Source organism: Roseovarius nitratireducens, from assembly GCF_002925845.1.
Lineage (GTDB): Bacteria > Pseudomonadota > Alphaproteobacteria > Rhodobacterales > Rhodobacteraceae > Roseovarius > Roseovarius nitratireducens.
This window is the reverse complement of the sequence record NZ_PDNI01000065.1, coordinates 33,946-49,395: the sequence shown is the minus strand read 5'-3', so window position 1 is coordinate 49,395 and position 15,450 is coordinate 33,946. Positions and strand designations below refer to the sequence as shown.

Sequence of the window (15,450 nt, the reverse complement as noted above, 5' to 3'; positions counted from 1 at the left end):
GAATTCTCGCCTGTTTGTGAGTTGGCTTTGATCTCAAAATGCCCCATGTCAGGCCCATGTTCGCGAGATATCTCCTGTCTATCGTCCTCTTGGCGGTAACCGTGGTCGCACCGGCGTCGGCGCGCACGCCGCAGGATATGGTTGCGGTCAGCATCCTTCCGGGCTGGCGCATGGCAGATGGCACGCTAATGGCGGCGCTGCGATTCGAGCTGGCACCGGGATGGAAGACCTACTGGCGCGCGCCGGGCGAGGCGGGCATCCCGCCGCGGTTCGATTGGCGAGGGTCGCGCAATGTCGGCGCGGTCGAGGTTCTGTGGCCCACGCCACAGCAGACCACCACCAACGGGTTGCGTACCATCGGCTATTCGCACGACCTGATCCTGCCGGTTCGCATCACACCGGCGCGGACGGGGGAGCCTGTTTCGCTTGCCGGTGATCTGGAGATTGGCGTGTGCAGCGATATTTGTGTGCCGGTCGAGACGGAGGTGAGCCTTGATCTTCCGCTCGGCGGCGACGGCGACCGCGATCCACGGATCGCGGCGGCGCTTGCCGCGCGACCCTACACAGCCACCGAGGCCGGTGTCGGGCAGGTGATCTGCCGGGTTGCGCCGGTGGCGGGTGGCATGGAACTTGCCGTCGAGATCGAGATGGCGCAGATGGGCGCGCGCGAGATGGTGGTGGTCGAGAGCGGCGACCCCGAACTGTGGGTGGCGCAGGCCGAGACCGCGCGCGCGGGCGGTCGGATCAGCGCACGCACCGAAATCTACCATGTCGACGGGCGTGGCTTCGTGCTCGACCGCAGCGCGTTGCGCTTTACCGTGCTCTCCACCGGCGACGCCGTCGATATCCGGGGTTGCACGGGACGCTGAGGGTGTTCGCGCCCGCGGCGTGACACGTTTTCGCGCTCCCGCGCCCGGAGGCATTCGTTGATCTGGCATGTTCGGGTGGCTCGAAACCGGCATGTACGCCCAGGCAGGACGCCGCGGCACGGTTCAGACCCATTCAACCCCTGCGCCGCACCGGTCCGGTATCGGGTAGCGAGATATTGGCGACCTGTTCGGCGATCGGGTCGTTGACCAGCGGATGCGCCCGTGAGCGAAAGGCGTCGGGGTCATGGACGCGTTGCCAGCGCCCGCCCGCATAGACATCCAGCCCCGCAAACGCCGCCTTGTAGCCCATCTTGTCGCTGCCCGGCACCCAGTAGCCCAGGTAGACGTAAGGCAGCCCGATCTCGCGCGCGATCTCGACATGATCGAGGATCAGGTAGGTCCCGAGCGACGCCTTGGGCAAGTCCGGTTCGAAGAAGGAATAGACCATGCTCACCCCGTCATCGAGAATATCGGTGAGGCTGGTGGCCACGAGAGCGCCGGTCTCGGGGTCGAGATATTCCACCACGCGCGTGCGGATCGGTGTCTCCTCGATCATCGCGGCGAATTCGAACGTGTCCATGTCCGCCATGCCGCCGCTGGCGTGGCGGCTCTCGAGATAGCGGCGGAAGAGGGCGTATTGCTCCTCGGTAGCCCAGGGCGAGGCGACCTGCCGTTCGAGACCGGCGTTTCGACGCGCAACGCGCCGCTGCGTGCGCGAAGGGGAGAAATCCGCCACGTCGATCCGCGCCGAGAGGCACGCCGCGCAATCGGCGCAGGACGGGCGGTAGAGCACATTCTGCGACCGGCGGAATCCCTGTTTCGACAGCCCGTCATTGAGCCGCTGCGCCCCCTCGCCCTGAAGTGCGGTAAACAACTTTCGCTCCATCCGGCCCGGCAGGTAGGGGCAGGGCTGCGGCGCCGTCACGTAGAACTGGGGCGCTATGGGAAGCGTGTGTCTCATGCGGGTGTCCAGTGGTATTCAGCCCTGACGTTAACAACGAAACCCCGGCCCGCCAAGGGGAACGTCACCGCGCTGTTACATCGTGGCGCGACGGTTGAGCGCGACCGTGCCCAGCACCAGATCGCTCAATCCTTCGCCGCGCGGACGCGTCAGCATCAGCACAATCGAGATCACCTGCAACAGCGGCAGCGCGAAAGAGATCGCGAGCCCCAGCGTGTGCGCAAAGGCCAATCCGAGGTCGAAGCGGCGGCCATCGGCGGCGCGGAACTCGATCGCGACGAGGCGCATCCCCCATGTGGCCGAGCCGCGCGCGATGGTCACGACGCGATAGGCAAACCCGATCACAGCCATCAGAACCGGGAAGAAAAAAAGCCCGGTGAAGGCGGTAAAGGGCACCACCAGAAGGCTCAGCACGATGATTACGAGCGTATCGACGACAAAGGCCACCAGCCGCTTGGCCGCGACATCGGCGTAGAATTCGGGTTGCGTGTCGGGGTCGGGCAGGGCCCATGTGTCGTGCATCGCCATGCGCTATAGCTTGGCGAGGGGGCCGCCGATTGCAAGAGGTCAGGCGGTGAAATCCGCGCGTTGAGCCCCGGAAATCTCCATGAGCCGCCCCGGAGCGATCCCGAACAGGTGGCGCGGCGTGCCCGCCGCGGCCCAGACCTCATCGAAGCGCAGCAAATGCGGATCGAAGAAGGCACGCGGCGGCGTCAGGTGACCCACGGGCGAGACCCCGCCGATGGCAAAGCCTGTCTGCGCGCGGATCAGCGCGGCATCGGCGCGGCCCAGGGGCACGCCTGCCACAGTGCCTGCCGCCGCCAGATCGACCTGATTGGCACCAGAGGTGACGAACAGGATCGCGTCGCCGCTGCTTTCGTCGCGGAACATGATCGACTTGGCGATCTGCGCCACGTCGCAGCCCACGAGGTCCGCGGCCATCTGCGCGGTGGTGGCGTTGCCGGTCTCGATCGGCTCTATATCCAGACCGGCGCCGGCGAGGGCGCGGCGCACGCGGGCGACACTTTTGCTCATCTGTATCCTGTCGGTATTCCGTCGGTATTGCATCAGTGTTTCACGACGCCGGGCCATTGACCAGACCCGCCGCGCCTGTATCACTCGCGCTCATGACACTGGCAGATCGCCTCACCCGCAGCCCGCGCGCCTATTCCCCCGAAGAGGGGGCCGAGGCGCTGCGGCACGCGCCCGGCATGAGCGGCCCGGTGGCTGACCTCGTCACCGGGGCGGCGGGGAGCAGCCCGTTCTTGAAGTCGCTCGTGGAGAGCGAGGCCGATTGGCTGGTCGGCGCGGCGCAGGCCCCCGAGGCGGCGCTGGAGGCCATCCATCACGATCTGCGCGAGACCGGGGCCGACCGGCTCGGCCCCGAGTTGCGCCGCGCCAAGCGGCGGGTGGCGCTCATCACCGGGCTCGCGGACCTGGGCGGCGTGTGGTCGCTGGAGGAGATCACCGGGCACCTGACCGATTTCGCCGATCTTGCCTGCGATCTCGCGCTGCGCGCGGCGCTTGGCACCGAGATACGGCGCGGCAAGCTGCCGGGTATGGGCGAGGATGACATCGCCACCGGCGCGGGTATGGTCGTTTTCGCGATGGGAAAGATGGGGGCGCGCGAGCTCAACTACAGCTCGGATATCGACCTCATCTGCCTGTTCGACGAGACCCGGTTCGAGCGCGACGATTTCCACGAGGCGCGTTCCTCGCTCGTGCGTGCCACGCGCAGGATGTCGGCCATGCTCAACGACCGCACCGCCGATGGCTACGTGTTTCGCACTGACCTGCGGCTGCGCCCCGATCCGTCGGTCACGCCCGTGTGCATGGCGATGGCGGCGGCGGAGACCTATTACGAGAGCCTCGGGCGCACATGGGAGCGCGCGGCGTGGATCAAGGCGCGGCCCTGCGCGGGCGATCTCGCCGCCGGAGAGCGGTTCCTCGCCACGCTACGGCCCTTCGTCTGGCGCAAGCACCTGGATTTCGCGGCGATCGAGGACGCGCACAACATGCGGCTGGCCATTCGCGCACACAAGGGGTTGGGCGGCGCGTTCTGCCTTGAGGGGCACAACGTCAAGCTGGGCCGTGGGGGTATCCGCGAGATCGAGTTTTTCACCCAGACACGGCAGTTGATCGCGGGCGGGCGCGACCCGGACCTGCGGGTGCGCGGCACGGTAGAGGGGCTGGCACGGCTGGCGGAGAAGGGCTGGGTGCCGCAAGAGGCGGCGGATACGCTGACGGAGAATTACCGGTTTCATCGCGAACTCGAGCACCGCGTGCAGATGCTGCGCGACGCGCAGACCCATCTGTTGCCCAATTCGGCCGCCGAGTTCGACCGGCTCGCCGCCTTCATGGGGCGCGAGACCGGCGAGCTGCGTGACGAGATCGCCGAGCGTGTGGCGACGGTGGATGACCTGATCGAGGGGTTCTTTCGACAGGAGGCGCCGGGTGGGGACGCGGCGGAAGAGGTGCCGGAGGCCGCGTTCGACGAGGAGGTGATCGCGCGCTGGCACGGCTACCCGGCGCTGCGCTCGGAACGCGCGCAGCAGATATTTGAGCGGCTGCGCCCGGAGATCCTCGCGCGCCTCGCCCGTGCGGCCAATCCTGACGAGGCGCTTCTCGCCTTTGACGGGTTCCTGCGTGGGCTGCCCGCCGGGGTGCAGGTCTTTGCACTGTTCGAGGCAAACCCGCAGCTTATCGACCTGCTGGTTGATATCGTCGGCACCGCACCGTCGCTGGCTCAATACCTGTCGCGCAACGCGGGCGTGTTCGACGCGGTGATCGCAGGTGATTTCTTTGCGCCCTGGCCCGGGCGCAGGGCGCTCGAGACGGCCCTGGCCGAGCGGCTGGAGGCCGAGCCCGATTACGAGCGTGCCCTCGATCTCGCACGCCGTTGGCACAAGGAATGGCATTTCCGCGTCGGCGTGCACCACCTGCGCGGGCTGGTCGATGCGGCGTGCGCGGGCACGCAATACGCCGATCTTGCCGGGGCGGTGATCGGTGCGCTCTGGCCGCGCGTGGTGGCGCAGTTCGCCACAAGGCACGGGGTGCCGCCGGGGCGTGGCGCGGCGGTGATCGGGATGGGCTCGCTGGGGGCGGGGCGGCTGCACGCGCGCTCGGACCTCGACCTTATCGTGATCTATGACGCGGGCGATGCCGAGGGTTCGGACGGGCCGCGCCCGCTGTCGGTCCGGCCCTATTACGCGCGGCTCACGCAGGCGCTGATTACCGCGCTGACCGCGCCGATGGCGGAGGGGCGGCTTTACGAGGTGGACATGCGATTACGCCCCTCGGGCAACCAGGGGCCGGTGGCGACAAGCTGGCCGAGTTTCCGGAGCTATCAGGCGGACGAGGCCTGGACGTGGGAACACCTGGCGCTGACGCGGGCGCGGGTGATCGCCGGGGATGCCGGGCTGGCAGACGATTTCGAGGCGTTCCGAACCGCGCTCATCGCCGACAAGGCCGCGCGGGGGCCGGTGCTGCGGGCCGTGGCCGACATGCGCGCGCGCGTGGCCGGCGCCAAGCCGCCGGAGGGGGCTTGGGACGTCAAGCTGGGGCGCGGGCGGCTGTTGGAGCTGGAGCTGGTCGCGCAGGCTGGCAACCTTCTGGTCGGGCATGGCGCGCGTGATCCGGTCTCGGGGTTGCGCGGGGCTGTCGCATCCGGGTGGTTGGATGCCGCGGGCGGTGCAGCGCTCGAGGCCGCGTTCGGGCTTTGCTCCACCTTGCAGATGGTGGCGCGCCTCTTTGGGGACGGCCCGCTCGATCCCGACCGGATCGGCAAGGCGGGGGCGGCCTTTGTGCTGCGTGAAACCGGGGAGGAGAGCCTGGAGATGCTCGCGCATCGGCTTGACAGAACATGCGACGAGGCCGCCTGCGTGATCGACGCGGCGCTTGGCGCGGGCGAGGGAGGCTAGGCGATGGCGCGTGGCGACGCACTCGATCCCAAGGGGCTCATTCGCGAGGCCTATCGCATCGATGGCATCGACGAGGGCGAATGCCGGTCGATCTTTCTCGACTGGGCGCTATCGCTGCCGCAGGGGCAGGAGGTCCCCGCCGCGCTCGAGGCGCTGCTGGTGCGCCATGCCACCGACGCCCCCGACCACCCGATGACGGCGGTGCTGCGCGCAGGGCTCGCGCAGGCGGAAAGTCCGCGCCGCCGCGGCGGCTGGCGCGGGCGCAAGCGGGACTGAGCCCCCGCGCGGTGCCTGCCCGCGAAATGCACAGGGTTTGTCTAAAACGAGCCGTATTCTGCGTGCACAAAGAGCCTCGTTAATGAGGCTTTGTCCACGGAGACGACCATGTACCTTGTCAGATTGATTGCCGCACTCATGCTCGGTCTGGGCCTTTCGGCCTGCGCCAGCGTCGAGACCGCCACGAGAAACGCCCCGCTGGATGCGCCCGCGCTGCGGCCCGCCGCGGTGTCGCTCGACGTGCAGGAGGTACGCGTGCGCGTGCCCCGCAGTCTCAGGGTGTCGGAGGCCAACCGCTACCTTCCCGGCGGCGATATCGTCTGGCGCGAGGACCCGCCCGGAGATCGGCACGCGCAGGTGGCGGCGATCCTCGAGCAGGGGCTCGAACGCGGCGTCGCCGCGTTGCCCGTGGGCGTGGTGCCGGTGGTTCTCGATGTCGAGCTGACGAAATTTCACGCGCTGAGCGAGAAGGCACGCTATACCTTCGGCGGGGTGCACGCGATCCAGTTTACCTACACGTTGCGCGATCCCGAGACCGGTGTCGCGCTTACCGAGCCGAAATTCGTCAAGGCCGATTTCAAGGCGCTTGGCGGGCAGAAGGCGATTGCGGCCGAACGGCGCGGCATTACGCAGAAGGTGCGCATCACCGGGCAGTTGGCGAACGTGATCCTCGCCGAGCTTGGCGCCGGGGACGGCTATCGCGCGCAGGCGCTCGGCCTCATCGGCGCGCTCAACCAACTCTGAGCTTTCCGGAACAATCGAAACGGCGTAAGGGGGCGGCATGACATCGTCCCCTTATCCCGTGATCCGCCTGCGCCCCAAGGCCGAAGCCCGCGCCATCCGCCACGGCGCACCGTGGGTATTCGACAATGAAATCGTCACCGACCGGCGCACCCGCGCTCTGGCCCCCGGCACCATCGCGGTGCTGGAGGATGCCGAGCGTGCGCCGCTTGGTCTGGTCGCGGTCAATCCGGCCTCGCGCATCATGGGGCGGATGCTGGATCGTGACGCGGCCGCGCGGATCGACTCGGAGTGGATCGCGGCGCGGCTGGCGCGCGCCCACGAGATGCGGGCGCGGCTCTACGATGCGCCGTTCTACCGGCTGGTTCATGCCGAGGCCGATGGCCTGCCCGGCGTGGTGATCGACCGCTTCGACGATATTGCCGTGATCCAGCCAAACGCGGCTTGGGCCGAGGGTCTGCTGCCGCAGATCGTGGAGGCGGTGCAGGCGGTCACCGGCGTCACGACCGTGCTCAAGAACGCCGCCGGGCGCGCGCGGACACTGGAGGGGCTGGACGAGGAGAGCTCTGTTCTCGCGGGTCGCGCGCCTGAGGGGCCGATGCCGGTGCCGATGAACGGGGCCACCTACATGGCCGATCTCTTGGGTGGGCAGAAAACCGGGATATTCTACGACCAGCGGCCCAACCATGCCTTTGCCGCGCGGCTGGCGCGGGGGGTGCGGGTGCTCGACGTGTTTTCCCATGTCGGCGGTTTTGCCCTTGCGGCGCTTGCGGGCGAGGCGACGCATGCGCTGGCGGTGGACGGCTCGGCCCCGGCGCTCGACCTGGCGCGGGAGGGCGCGGAGCGGACGGGGGTGGCTGACCGGCTAGAGATCCGCCGCGGCGATGCGTTCGCGGTGATGGAGGCGCTGGCGGGCGAGGGCGCGCAATTCGACGTGGTGATCTGCGATCCACCGGCGTTCGCGCCGTCGAAGAAGGCCCTCGAAAAGGGGCTGCGCGCCTACGAGCGGGTGGCCCGGCTGGCCGCCGGGCTGGTGGCACCGGACGGCTACCTTGGCCTGTGCTCGTGCTCGCACGCCGCCGATCTTGCCCGGTTCCGCACCGCCTGCACGCGCGGTATCGGACGGGCAGGGCGCGACGCCGCGCTGATTCACACGGGCTTTGCCGGGCCGGACCATCCGCAGCACCCCCACCTTGCCGAGAGCGGCTACCTAAAGGCGCTGTTCTACCGGCTATGAGGGTGCTTCTGGATACGTGCGTGATCTATCCCACGGTGATGCGCGAGATGATCCTCGGCGTGGCCGGGGCGGGGGCGTTTGTCCCGCTCTGGTCCGAGCGGATCATCGGCGAATGGCTGCACGCGGCGGCGAAACTGGGCCCCGATGCGCAGGCGCAGGCGGCGGGCGAGGCGGCGCTGATGGGCGCGCGCTGGCCCGAGGCAAGTGTTGCCTGGAAGCCGTCGCTGGAGGCGCGGCTGTGGCTGCCCGATCCCGCCGACACCCACGTTCTGGCCGCCGCCATTGCTGGGTCGGCGGACGGTATCCTGACCCTTAACGCCCGCGATTTCCCGCGCAATGTGCTGGCCGAGGAGGGGGTGTGGCGGGCCGATCCCGATGGGTTCCTGCATGGCATCTGGCAGGCGCAGCCGGGGATGGTGGCGGAGGTGGCCGATGGTGTTCTGGCCAAGGCGCGGCACCTGTCGAAGGGAGATTGGGAGATGCGCCCGCTGTTGAAGAAAGCGCGGCTGCCGCGACTGGCCAAGGCGCTGTCGGGAGGGTGAGAGGGTGGTTTTGGCCGGGGGTGTTGGCCTGAGCGGTCTTTGGATGCAACGCTTGGGAATCCGCGCAGCGCCCGACCGCCGGGTGGGCGCAGTTCGGATTGTGTTATGCGATTTATGGTGCAAGATACTTCACAGATTACAGCTACTTGCGACGTTGAGGAGCGCCCGCCCGATGGGGCGGTCGGGCGCTGCGCGGCGGCGCGTTCCGCGCCTTGATTCCGCGCAAGTAGGCCAAGACCGGAAGGTCCGGTCCAGGCCAAGACCACCCCCAACCCCTGAGCACGGACGCCCCCTCAGCGCACCAGTGCCTTCATCCCCTGGTCGAGCCCTTCGAGCGTCATCGGTACCATGCGGTCGTCGAAAATCTCGCGGATCATGGCGATGGAATGGGTGTAGTCCCACTCGCGCCGGGGCACCGGGTTGATCCAGAGGTGGTCGGGCCATTGCGCGCGGGCGCGTTCCAGCCAGACCTGCCCGGCTTCGGCGTTCCAGTGCTCGTTGGCGCCGCCGGGATAGGCGATCTCGTAAGGTGACATGCTGGCATCGCCGACGAAGATGCACTTGTAATCCGGCCCGTAGGTGTTGAGCACCTCCCAGGTGGGCGTCTGCGCGTTCCAGCGCCGGGCGTTGTCGCGCCAGACGCCCTCGTAGAGGCAGTTGTGGAAATAGTAGTATTCGAGATGCTTGAACTCGGCGCGCGCGGCCGAAAACAGCTCTTCCACCACCTTGATATGCGGGTCCATCGAGCCGCCCACATCGAGAAACAGCAGCACCTTGACGGCGTTGCGCCGCTCGGGTCGGGTTATCACGTCGAGATAGCCATGCTCGGCGGTGGCGCGGATCGTGCCGTCGAGGTCCAGCTCTTCGTTTGCACCGTCGCGCGCCCATTGCCGTAGCCGCTTGAGCGCCACCTTGATGTTGCGGGTGCCGATCTCGACGCTGTCGTCGAGATTGCGGAATTCGCGCTTGTCCCAGACCTTGACGGCGCGGCGGTGGCGGCTCTCGTTCTGGCCGATGCGCACGCCCTCGGGGTTGTAGCCGTAGGCGCCGAAGGGCGAGGTGCCAGCCGTGCCGATCCATTTCGACCCGCCCTGGTGGCGGCCCTCCTGTTCGCGGAGACGGTCCTTGAGCGTTTCCATCAGGCGCTCGAAGCCGCCAAGTGCCTCGATCTCGGCTTTTTCCTCTGGGGTGAGGTGCTTCTCGGTCATCTTTTCCAGCCAGTCGGCGGGCAGGTCAACGGCTTCGAGCACGTCCTCGGCGCTGATGCTTTCCAGCCCCTTGAAGCTGGCGGCAAAGGCGCGGTCGAAGCGGTCGATGTGGCGCTCGTCCTTTACCATCGCGCTGCGCGCGAGGTAGTAGAACGCCTCGATGTCGTAAGTGACGAGCCCGGCGCGCACCGCCTCCAGAAAGGTCAGGTACTCGCGCAGAGAGACCGGCACGCCGCCCTGTCGGAGGGACTCGAAGAAGGGCAGGAACATCGTTGCCTCACACGGAGGCGCGGTGCAGGATCAGGGTGAGGAACAGACCCGCAAGCGCGAAGATCAGACCGTAGACGAAGGCGTAGAGCAGGATGTCGGCCAGCTTGCCCTTGCGCCGCCACGCGATCATGCTGCCCCCCGCGGCCCCGAGTATTGCGCCGATAATGACGATCATCGCCTATCCGTTCGGTCCCCTCAGAGGACTGAGCGCCCCCACTTCGCGGAGCTTGGCCTGCACGGCCCAATCCGCCCCATAGCCGTAGCGCGCCCAACCGAGACTGTCCAGCCTGACCGACTGTGCCTCGGCGACGCGGTTCTCGATCTCGAGCGCCTCGGCCTGGAGCATCTTGAGCGTGGCGACGAGCGCGGCATTTTCGAACCGTTCCGCCACGGCCACCTGCGGGGTCAGCATTTCGAGCGCCTCCTCGCCGTCGCCCCGGGCGATGGCATGGCTGGCAAGCTGTGCTGCCACGTAGGCGCGGTGCAGCCCGGTGCCGGGCATCGTGGCGTAGAATTTATCGGCGATCACGAATTGCTTGCGGGCGAAATCGGGGTCGCTGGATTGCGCGAGACGCCCCAGCGCGAAATGGCTGAAGGCGCGGCGGTGGTCGGTCCAGCCGACGGTCTGCGCGATGCGCACGGCGTCGATCGCGGCGGCGCGGCGTGCGGATGTGCGCGCGCCGGGGCCGAGCGCGGTCTGGATCGCGTCGATCCAGGCGCGTGGCGTCGGACCGGCGAAGCGCGGCGCGATCCGGTCGCCTGCGGGGTTGAGGCGGCTGAGGATCGCGGGCAGGCGCTGCGCCACCTCCTGGCGGGACATGCCCGCGCGCAGTTCGGGTGCATAGTAGGCGCGCAGGATCAGCATGTCGAAGCCCGTCAGAACGGCGTGCACGTTGTCGTCGTTGAACACGCTGTCGGAAAGCCGGTAGAGATCGTTGAGGGGCCCGAGCGCCTGCGCCAACTCCTCGTGGAGGCAATCGCGTGTTTCCTGCGGGCTGGCATCGTTGGGCACGAAGATCGCGATCTTCTCGCGCCGGGTGATGCGGGTCCAGTCGGTGGCTTGTGTGCCCCGGGCGCGGCGGTATTCGGCGAGGCTGTCGACATTGGGCACCACGAAACAGGCGGCGCTTGGCAGGTTGCGGCGGATGTCGTCGCGGCTCACCGCCTCGATGGTGATGTTGGCCGCACCACCCGAGACGCGGCGGATGTCGATCCGTGCCTCGTCGCGCAGCCGGTGGATCACCCGGTTGAGATCGGCCATCAGCGTGATCGGCACATCACCGGTCACGCGCACGGTGACGGGGCCCTCGAAGCGCGAGAACCGCTCTAGAACCCGCCCCGATTCCATCTGGAAGGCGAGATCGAGAAAGTCGCGCAGGATGTCGCGGTTCGCGCGTTGCGGCGGCACCGGGTTCGGGGCCGAGAAGCTCTTCATCGGGGGCAGCGCGCTGTCGTGTGACGGCGCTGCGCGCGACGCGGTATCCGACTGATACGAGGCGGGAACACAGGCGCCGAGAACCAGGCAGATGGGCAGGAAGACGTGGCGCATGGTTCCCTCGACTTGCAAATTCCCTGTGAACGCGCGCAAACGCGACGGGAACCAGCACTGGCCGCGGTTCCTGTTCTGGTTAAGGAGCGGCCAAGGCGAAACTGTGACACAGCCCCCGGTGTGGATCAAGCACGCGCCCGGGGGGCGTTCGATGGCTGCAATTCCAGCGCGTGGGTTTCCAAAATAGAGACAATCCCGGCGCACTGGCCGGGATTGTTTTGTTTTCCATAAGGCGGTTTTGCGTTGGCAGCGCGGGATCACTCCACCAACAGCCGAGCCTCGTGGTGCTTGAGAGAGCGGCGCGCGGCCTGGTAGGCCTCGGCGCTCGTGCTTTCCCGCAATTCGGGGAACAGGGTGAAGATTTCCTCGCGCGAGGCATCGCCCATGCTGTCGAGCACCTGCTCGCCGGGCTGAAAGCTCTCGGTCCAGGCCCCGTCGGACAGCACCACCTCGTGCCGGTCGCACATGAAGTGGATGTAGGTCGTGCCGTTGGCACGGACCTCGTCAATCCCCTCGATCCCGGTGAGGTGCTTGGCCGCTGCCAGGACCTCGCGTTCGCCGAAATAGAGCGCGGCACGCTCGGAGGTGAGCAGCAAGCGGTGCTGCGGGCTCACGAGCATGTCGCGCTCGGGCAGGCCGTGGCCGAGAGCACCGGCGCGGATCAGCACGGGCCGAAGATGCGGCGCTGTTTCCATGTCTGCGGCCCCGAGCGCACGCGCGCCCACCCAGCGGATTTCCTGCAGGCCGTTGTCGCGGGTGATGATCCGGTCGCCCTCGCGCAGATCCTCGACCGCCACCTCGCCGCGCGGCGTCGCGATCCGCGTGCCGGGGGTGAAGCAGGGGATGATGTTCTCGATATTCTTGAAGTCGACCTGGCCGGTCTTATTACCGTCACCATCGAAATACCGCACGAAACCGTCGTAGCCGTTTCCGTCACTGTCAGGACCGGTGATTTCGACCTTAAGTGTGCCGTCGCCCGCCGTGCCGGTCAAGTCGAGCGTGTCGTCGTCATTGCCGCCCGCCCCGCCGAAAACCACGTTCTCGGCGTCATTATCGAAGCCCTTGAACGTGTCGGCATCGTCACCGCCGCGCGACACGTCATTGCCGGATGCAGCCACGATCGTGTCATCGCCGCTGCCACCCTCCAACTGATCGTTGCCGTCGCCACCGTCGATGAAATCATTACCAGAGCCACCCGTTATCTGGTCGTTTCCGGCACCGCCCAAAAGGGTGTCATCGCCGTTGTCACCCGAGATATGATCGTCGCCATCCCCGCCAAGGATCGAATCGTTGCCATCCCCGCCGATCAGCACGTCATCGCCACCGCGCCCGTCGATCGTATCGTCGCCGGCGCCGCCATCGAAGAAGTTGCTGTACACGTCCGGGTCCGAGGTTCCCTGATGGTCGAACCCGGTGAGCACGTCGTCAAAGTCCGAGCCGATCACGCCGTCGATGCCGCCGATGATCGTGTCGTTGTCGGCATCCCCGCCCGACAGGCTGGAGGTGGAGAGGTCCACATTCACGGCCGCGCCGGAGCCGGAGTAGTCGATCACGTCCTCGTCGCGGCCGCCGTCGAACTTGTCGGCACCGGCGCCGCCGATGAAGACGTCGTCCTCGTCGCCGCCGCGCAGGATATTGGTGCCCTCGCCGCCGGACAGTGTGTCGGCGCCTTGTCCACCTTCGACCGTATCGTTGCCAGCACCGGCATCGACGTAATCGTCGCCCTCATAGGCGAAAATGACATCGTCGTCGCCGTCAGCGCCGTCGACCTGGTCGCCATCGACATCAATGAAGAGCGGCAGGATCACATCATCGTTTGTCGTTCCGTCGACAATCCCGTTCGGGCCTATCCCCGATCCCGAGCCTGAGCTTGAGCCCGATCCAAATCCAAAACCACTCATTTGCGAAATCCTTCTGTTTCCAGACCCGTAGATTCATGCTGCGACCCGCGGGCTGTCATGCGTGCCGACAGGTCGTGGTTGCCCACAACGCTGTCCCCCGGCAACAACTGGTCCTCACACGTCTCTTCCGGACGATGTGAAAAGCGATTAAGACTGCCGGAAAAAGCAGCGGCATGTGCGCTCGACGCGTTTCGACCACCCCATGCGCGGCGAGGTGGTGCTGCCTGGCCGGACGGGCAAGATACTGACTGAGGGAGAGCGCCATGACAGACGGCGAAACCGAGGCGGAGGCCGCCGAGATCGCTCGACGGGCCTCTAAGCTGCTGGGTCGGCGGGTGTTGCGCATCACCGCACCCGCCGCGCGCGATCAGGCCAGTTGGCGAATTCATCTGTCCGACGCCACCGTGATCGTCACCCGCCGCCCGGACCCGGAGCGAGCCGCACGCGAGCGGCTGGTCCTGACCCGGCTGGCACCGTTGACCGACGCGGTTCCGCGCCTTCTGGCCGCCGAGGGCGAACTGACGATCCAGTCCGATCTTGGCCGCGACCGCCTGAGTGTTGCGGCACATCGCGCCGACATCCGGCAGCGGCGCATATTGGCACAGAGCGCGGTCGCCTCGATTCTTTCGGTGCAGCGTGCGGCGGTTACGGCCGGGCTGGCCGACGAGCCTGCGCTGCCTGCGGTTGGGCTCGATGCCCAGATCACCGGTCGCCGTCTGGACATGATCGCGGCGCTGGCACATGCGCTCGGCGCGGAGCCGCCGGCCATGGACCGCACTCTGGTGACCGAGGCGATGGCCGTTGCCCCTGCCGGGTTCGTGCGGGGCGACTGCCGCGCGGGCAACGCCGTGCTGGACGCCGCCGGGAGGGTGCGTTGGTTCGATTTCGAGGACGCCGGTCGCGGTCCGGGGGCTGAGGATTTCGTCCGCCTTATTAACGACGAGACATGGCCAGTGCCGCCCGAGGAGATGCTGGATATCATCGCTGCGGGTCTCGACCCGCGGGATACCGATGATCCATCCGCTTACATCGCCGATCTGCGTGCCCGCGCAGTCCTTCATGCGGGCGGTCGTCTGGGCCGGATTCTGCGCCGTGCCCATCGCGAGGGCTGGCAGAGCCCCGCGGACATCCTGCGCCGCGACCGGCTGGGCGCGCATCCGGCGATGGCCGCTGCTCTCGCCGACCGGGCGGCGCAACTTGCTGCGGCCTGTCCGCTCTGCCACGGCGCGGCCCCCGTGTTCGTCATGGCCGGGCGCGCCGTGCGCGCTGTCTGGAAAGAGCCCAAGTCGGACGAAATTGCCAACCCGCCGGGCAGCACCTAGAGCTTCGTCAAACGGGACAGGTGTTTGCAAATGCTGGCCAACAGGCATGTCCTCGTGGCCATCGGCTTCGCTGTTGCGGTTATTCTGGGGGACGTCGAGAAACAAGTCGACAAACAGGTATGCACCGTTTTTGCCTTCGACCCTATGCATCGCCATGTCACAACTCCAATTTCGCGAAGCGGCCGGGACGACCGGTTCTCCGACGTTCGAATCCTCTGCCCCGGACCGATGAATATGCCGAAAGGCCGCGACGACCGTCGTAACCGCGAACGAGAGGGAAATGGCCTAGCGTCACGGCGGTGCCGTGCGATTTTGGAGGCCGGTCGATCGACCGGCAATCAGGCGATCACCTCTCCGTATGCGCGACGGATCGCGCAGCGGATACAAGCGGTCGCCCCCGTGACCTATGAACATGACCCCCCAGTTGGGCTGAGACCGTTTTACGTCAGTGCAAACGTTAGCCCAAGAAGAATCTTGTCATAATTGGGCCCGCAAACAGCAGGTTTCGAACGATTTTCGCCATCTTTGCCATGATCTTGCCATGATTGCCCGGGGGGATTGTTTCGCGCAACATACCCAAAAGTTGCGCCAATACCGGAAAAATCAGGCGTATCCGTTGGCTTTCACGCGTTCTGCCGGGCAACAGGGGCGCGA

Annotated in this window: 14 protein-coding genes; 7 read left to right on the top strand and 7 right to left on the bottom strand. The window is 67.1% G+C overall.

What is annotated here, in order from left to right:
• Positions 1-56 precede the first annotated feature (56 nt).
• The gene (locus tag CRJ03_RS13090; RefSeq protein WP_104019324.1) at positions 57-869 is read left to right on the top strand and encodes a protein-disulfide reductase DsbD domain-containing protein; all 813 of its coding nucleotides are present in this window, start codon (positions 57-59) and stop codon (positions 867-869) included.
• 133 nt (positions 870-1,002) lie between these two features.
• Here CRJ03_RS13090 and CRJ03_RS13085 read toward each other — a convergent pair whose 3' ends face one another.
• The 3 genes from CRJ03_RS13085 to CRJ03_RS13075 all read right to left on the bottom strand — a co-directional run bounded on the left by CRJ03_RS13085 (position 1,003) and on the right by CRJ03_RS13075 (position 2,865).
• A complete protein-coding gene (locus tag CRJ03_RS13085) occupies positions 1,003-1,830 on the bottom strand; it encodes an arginyltransferase (protein ID WP_104019323.1) in 828 nt (275 codons plus the stop codon).
• A gap of 75 nt (positions 1,831-1,905) precedes the next feature.
• Positions 1,906-2,352: an RDD family protein gene (locus CRJ03_RS13080; protein WP_104019624.1), complete on the bottom strand. Its 447-nt coding sequence runs from the start codon at positions 2,350-2,352 to the stop codon at positions 1,906-1,908.
• A gap of 45 nt (positions 2,353-2,397) precedes the next feature.
• On the bottom strand, positions 2,398-2,865 hold the full coding sequence (locus tag CRJ03_RS13075) for a YbaK/EbsC family protein (RefSeq protein ID WP_104019322.1): 468 nt from the start codon (positions 2,863-2,865) through the stop codon (positions 2,398-2,400).
• A gap of 92 nt (positions 2,866-2,957) precedes the next feature.
• Here CRJ03_RS13075 and CRJ03_RS13070 point away from each other — a divergent pair, with 92 nt between their 5' ends.
• The 5 genes from CRJ03_RS13070 to CRJ03_RS13050 all read left to right on the top strand — a co-directional run bounded on the left by CRJ03_RS13070 (position 2,958) and on the right by CRJ03_RS13050 (position 8,546).
• Entirely contained in the window at positions 2,958-5,750 is a 2,793-nt protein-coding gene (locus CRJ03_RS13070) for a bifunctional [glutamine synthetase] adenylyltransferase/[glutamine synthetase]-adenylyl-L-tyrosine phosphorylase (protein WP_104019321.1), read from the top strand.
• Between the two features lie 3 nt (positions 5,751-5,753).
• A complete protein-coding gene (locus tag CRJ03_RS13065) occupies positions 5,754-6,026 on the top strand; it encodes a hypothetical protein (protein ID WP_104019320.1) in 273 nt (90 codons plus the stop codon).
• Between the two features lie 108 nt (positions 6,027-6,134).
• Complete coding sequence (locus CRJ03_RS13060; RefSeq protein ID WP_104019319.1) at positions 6,135-6,770, top strand: DUF6778 family protein; 636 nt, start codon at positions 6,135-6,137, stop codon at positions 6,768-6,770.
• Positions 6,771-6,807: 37 nt separating this feature from the next.
• Positions 6,808-8,004 carry an RSP_2647 family RNA methyltransferase gene (locus CRJ03_RS13055; protein ID WP_104019318.1) on the top strand — a complete coding sequence of 399 codons (1,197 nt, stop codon included), beginning with the start codon at positions 6,808-6,810 and terminating at the stop codon, positions 8,002-8,004.
• Complete coding sequence (locus CRJ03_RS13050) at positions 8,001-8,546, top strand: RSP_2648 family PIN domain-containing protein (protein ID WP_104019317.1); 546 nt, start codon at positions 8,001-8,003, stop codon at positions 8,544-8,546. The genes CRJ03_RS13055 and CRJ03_RS13050 overlap by 4 nt, the downstream gene beginning before the upstream one ends.
• A 293-nt stretch (positions 8,547-8,839) precedes the next feature.
• Here the strand turns inward: CRJ03_RS13050 and CRJ03_RS13045 are convergent, their stop codons facing one another.
• The 4 genes from CRJ03_RS13045 to CRJ03_RS13035 form a co-directional block, all read right to left on the bottom strand.
• Positions 8,840-10,024 carry a vWA domain-containing protein gene (locus tag CRJ03_RS13045; RefSeq protein WP_104019316.1) on the bottom strand — a complete coding sequence of 395 codons (1,185 nt, stop codon included), beginning with the start codon at positions 10,022-10,024 and terminating at the stop codon, positions 8,840-8,842.
• A 7-nt stretch (positions 10,025-10,031) separates the two neighbouring features.
• On the bottom strand, positions 10,032-10,199 hold the full coding sequence (locus tag CRJ03_RS19950) for a hypothetical protein (protein ID WP_165375314.1): 168 nt from the start codon (positions 10,197-10,199) through the stop codon (positions 10,032-10,034).
• A 3-nt stretch (positions 10,200-10,202) separates the two neighbouring features.
• Positions 10,203-11,573, bottom strand: coding sequence for a DUF2927 domain-containing protein (locus CRJ03_RS13040; RefSeq protein ID WP_104019315.1), 1,371 nt, complete (start codon positions 11,571-11,573; stop codon positions 10,203-10,205).
• Positions 11,574-11,830: 257 nt separating this feature from the next.
• The gene (locus CRJ03_RS13035) at positions 11,831-13,474 is read right to left on the bottom strand and encodes a Hint domain-containing protein (RefSeq protein ID WP_104019314.1); all 1,644 of its coding nucleotides are present in this window, start codon (positions 13,472-13,474) and stop codon (positions 11,831-11,833) included.
• A 263-nt stretch (positions 13,475-13,737) separates the two neighbouring features.
• On the opposite strand from CRJ03_RS13035, the gene CRJ03_RS13030 reads away from it, so the two are divergent.
• On the top strand, positions 13,738-14,796 hold the full coding sequence (locus CRJ03_RS13030) for an aminoglycoside phosphotransferase family protein (protein WP_104019313.1): 1,059 nt from the start codon (positions 13,738-13,740) through the stop codon (positions 14,794-14,796).
• The last annotated feature ends 654 nt before the right edge of the window (positions 14,797-15,450 follow it).